General features: G+C 68.4%; 2 protein-coding genes and 1 pseudogene. All 3 read left to right on the forward strand.

Features of this window, described 5'->3' with window-relative positions:
- Window positions 1–5 precede the first annotated feature (5 nt).
- The gene (locus tag AB4Y86_RS13950) at window positions 6–2,207 is read left to right on the forward strand and encodes a S9 family peptidase (RefSeq protein ID WP_441402805.1); all 2,202 of its coding nucleotides are present in this window, start codon (window positions 6–8) and stop codon (window positions 2,205–2,207) included.
- Between the two features lie 182 nt (window positions 2,208–2,389).
- Window positions 2,390–3,148, forward strand: coding sequence for a peptidoglycan-binding protein (locus tag AB4Y86_RS13955; RefSeq protein WP_441402804.1), 759 nt, complete (start codon window positions 2,390–2,392; stop codon window positions 3,146–3,148).
- Window positions 3,149–3,155: 7 nt separating this feature from the next.
- Window positions 3,156–3,837, forward strand: a pseudogene (locus AB4Y86_RS13960) (hypothetical protein); the annotation flags it as partial.

Raw genomic sequence — 3,837 nt, forward strand, 5'->3', positions numbered from 1 at the left:
CTCCCGTGCAGCCCTCCCCGCAGCCCCCCGTCGCCAAGAAGGTTCCCGCCCTCCGGACCCACCACGGCGACGCCTTCGAGGACAACTACGAGTGGCTGCGGGACAAGGAATCCGCCGAGGTCGTGGACCTGCTGAAGGCCGAGAACGCCTACCAGGAGGCCGTCACGGCCCACCAGGAACCGCTGCGCGAGGCCATCTTCCAGGAAATCAAGGGCCGCACCCAGGAAACTGATCTCTCCGTGCCGCACCGCAAGGACGGCTGGTGGTACTACACCCGCTCGGTCGAGGGCAAGGAATACGGCATCCAGTGCCGCGTCCGCGCCCAGGACAGCGAGGACCGCGTGGCCGGCTGGACACCCCCCGCCGTCGAGGTCGGCGTGGACATCCCCGGCGAGGAGGTGCTCCTGGACGGCAACGTCGAAGCCGAAGGCCAGCCCTTCTTCGCCGTCGGCGGCTCCGCGGTGACCATCGACGGGAACCTGTACGCCTACGCCGTGGACAACGCCGGCGACGAACGGTTCACGCTCCACATCAAGGACCTCCGCACCGGCGAGCTGCTGCCGGATGTGATCGAGAACGTCTTCTACGGCATCTCCTTCTCGCCCGACGGCGGCCGCATCTTCTACACCGTGGTGGACGCGTCCTGGCGCCCGTACCAGGTGAAGGCGCACGTGCTGGGCACACCGGTCACCGAGGATGAGGTGATTTACCAGGAGGACGACGTCGCCATGTGGCTGGGCTTCGAGCTCTCCGCGGACCGCCGCCACCTCGTGCTGGGCATTGGCTGCTCCGAGTTCAGCGAGACCCGGCTGCTGCGCTTCGACGCCCCCGACGCCGGGCTGGCCACCGTGATACCCCGCTCCGAGCGACTCCTCTACGAGGCCGAACCGTTCCTGCTGACCGACGCTTCGGGGCAGCCGAGGGAGACCCTCCTGCTGACCCACAACAAGGACGCCATCAACTCGATGGTCTCGCTCGTGGACCCGGCTGAGCTGGCCAAACCCGTCGCCGAGCAGCACTGGCGGACCGTCGTCGAGCATTCCGAGCAGGTGCGGGTGAACGGCGCCGGCGTCACAGCCACGCACCTGGTGCTGTCCATCCGCAAGGACACGATCGAACGCGTGCAGGTCCTGCCGCTGGCAGGACTCGGCACACCAGACCAGGGGGCCGCCGTGGAGCCCGCGTTTGACGAGGAGCTGTACACGTCCGGCGTTGCCGGTTCCGACTACGAGGCGCCCGTGATCCGGATGGGTTACACCTCCTACTTCACGCCGTCACGGGTCTACGATTTTGTCCTGCCGACGGCGGAGGTGCCCGCCGGCGAGTTGCTGTTGCGCAAGGAGAGCCCCGTGCTGGGCGGCTACTCGCCGTCCGACTACGTCGCCACCCGGGAATGGGCCATGGCCGACGACGGGACCCGCGTCCCGCTGTCGGTGCTCCGGCACGCGTCGGTGCGGCAGGATTCGACGGCAGCGGGCCTGGTCTACGGCTACGGCTCCTACGAGATGAGCATGGACCCCGGCTTCGGCATTCCCCGGCTGTCCCTGTTGGACCGCGGCGTCGTGTTCGTGATCGCCCATATCCGCGGCGGCGGCGAACTGGGCCGGCACTGGTACGACGACGGCAAGAAACTGCACAAGAAGAACACCTTTACGGACTTCATCGCCGCCACCGACTGGCTCGCCGGATCCGGCTGGGTGGACCCGGCCCGGATCGCGGCCATGGGCGGCTCCGCCGGTGGCCTGCTGATGGGCGCCGTGGCCAACCTGGCGCCGGAAAAGTACGCCGCGATCGTTGCGGCGGTCCCGTTCGTGGACGCGCTGACCACGATCCTGGATCCTGAACTGCCGCTCTCGGCGCTGGAGTGGGAGGAGTGGGGCAACCCGATCACCGACCCGGAGGTGTACGCCTACATGAAGTCGTACACCCCGTATGAGAACGTCCGGGCGGCGGCCTATCCCAAGATCGCCGCGGTCACCAGCTTCAACGACACCCGCGTGCTCTACGTGGAGCCCGCCAAGTGGGTGCAGCGGCTGCGCGAGCTGAACACCGGCAGCGAGCCGATCGTGATGAAAATCGAAATGGAGGGCGGCCATGGCGGCGCCTCCGGCCGCTACGTGCAGTGGAAGGAACGCGCCTGGGACTACGCGTTCGTCGCCGACTCCCTCGGCGCCACGGAGCTGCTGCCGGGCGCCGGGCTGAAGTAGCCCGCCGGTCCGCTGCTCCGTAACGGCCCTTTTGGAGTCCCATAAGGGCCGTTACGGAGCAACCGGCGAGCAGGGGGTGCCAATTAATGATCATCATGCTTACTATTGACCGTCACTAGGCACATTCAGGTGGAGACTGCTCACTGGGGGCAGCAGAAACCGTGCCGGAATTGGAGTCTATTGTGAGCAGCGAACAGGAACTGGCCCCGCTCAGCGACGATGAACTGATGGCCGAGGGTGCCACGGCCCTCCCCGACAAGGAAGTTGCCTCTGTCTTGGACCTGAACGCCGATCTGAACCTCGGCATCAGCGCCGCAGCACCGATCGATCTCGGCGTCGCAGCCAACGCCAACGTCGCGGCACCGATTGACGCGGGTGCGTCGGCCAACGTCCTCTCCTTCGGATCCGAATCCCAGGCGCTCGCCGACCAGGGCACCCTCATCAACCAGGGCATCACCGGTGAYGCCACCGCACATTCCGTGCAGGACAGCGGCATCGACCAAGGGACCGCGGCCCCCGCCACGGACACCGCGACCCCGGCCGCCGCCGCTCCCGCGACGACGGACCCGGCCACCGCAGGCGCTGCGGCGACCATCCCGGCCGGCACCACCGGCGGCTCGGCCCTCCCCGGCAGCGTGCTGCCGGCCGGTAGCACCCCGGACCTCGGCGCGGCCACCGCCGGCGCCGCGGGCGCCCTCAACGGCAACCTGCTCAACGTCAACGTCAACCTGGATGCCAACGCCGGCATCGCCGCACCCATCAACGGTGCTGTGGCTGCCAACGCCAACGTCGCCGCGCCGATCGATGCCGCCGTCGGAGCCAACATCGGCTCCATCGACAGCAACGCCTACGCTGTCGCCCACCAGGACGCCATCATCAACCAGGACATCCACGGCAATGCCACCTCCGGCGCCGAGCAGCAGTCCACCCTGAAGCAGTAGCCAGTCAATGGCTAATGTGCAAGGCGGGCCGTCCAGGCAGGACGGCCCGCCGTCGGCCCCTGCCCCGGACGCTGCGGCTACAGCTCCCTCCACCTTGCCGCCGCCGGCGCTCGCCGACGGCGTCCAGCTGATCGGCGAGACCAAGGGGTCAGGCTACAAGCAGGCCCCCTCCCTGGTCCGGCGTGCCGACGGCCAGACCATCCAGCTGACCCGGCTGCTGTACTTGGTGCTTGAAGCCGTGGACGGTCGCCGCGGTTTGGAGGAAATCGCGGACCACGCCGGCAGCGCTTTCGGCAAGCGGGTCAGTGCGGAGAACGTCCGGACGTTGATCGACACCCAGCTCCTCCCGCTGGGCCTGCTGCGGCTGGCCGACGGCTCTCAGCCCGAGGTCCGCAAGGCCAATCCGCTCCTTGGCATGCGGTTCCGCTACTCCGTCACGGACCCGGGACGCACCCGGAAAATCACCGCGCCGTTCGCCACGCTGTTCAACCCGCTGATCGTCGTCTTGGTCACGGCCGCGTTCCTCGCCACCTGCTGGTGGGTGCTGATGGTCAAGGGCCTCGCCTCGGCGACGCATGAGGCGTTCGCCAACCCCGGTCTGGTGCTGCTGATCTTCCTGGTCACCGTCCTGTCGGCCGGCTTCCACGAGTTCGGCCATGCCGCCGCCGCCCGCCGCGGGGGCGCGACCC

Source organism: Arthrobacter sp. 2YAF22_2 (assembly GCF_052114645.1).
Lineage (GTDB): Bacteria > Actinomycetota > Actinomycetes > Actinomycetales > Micrococcaceae > Arthrobacter.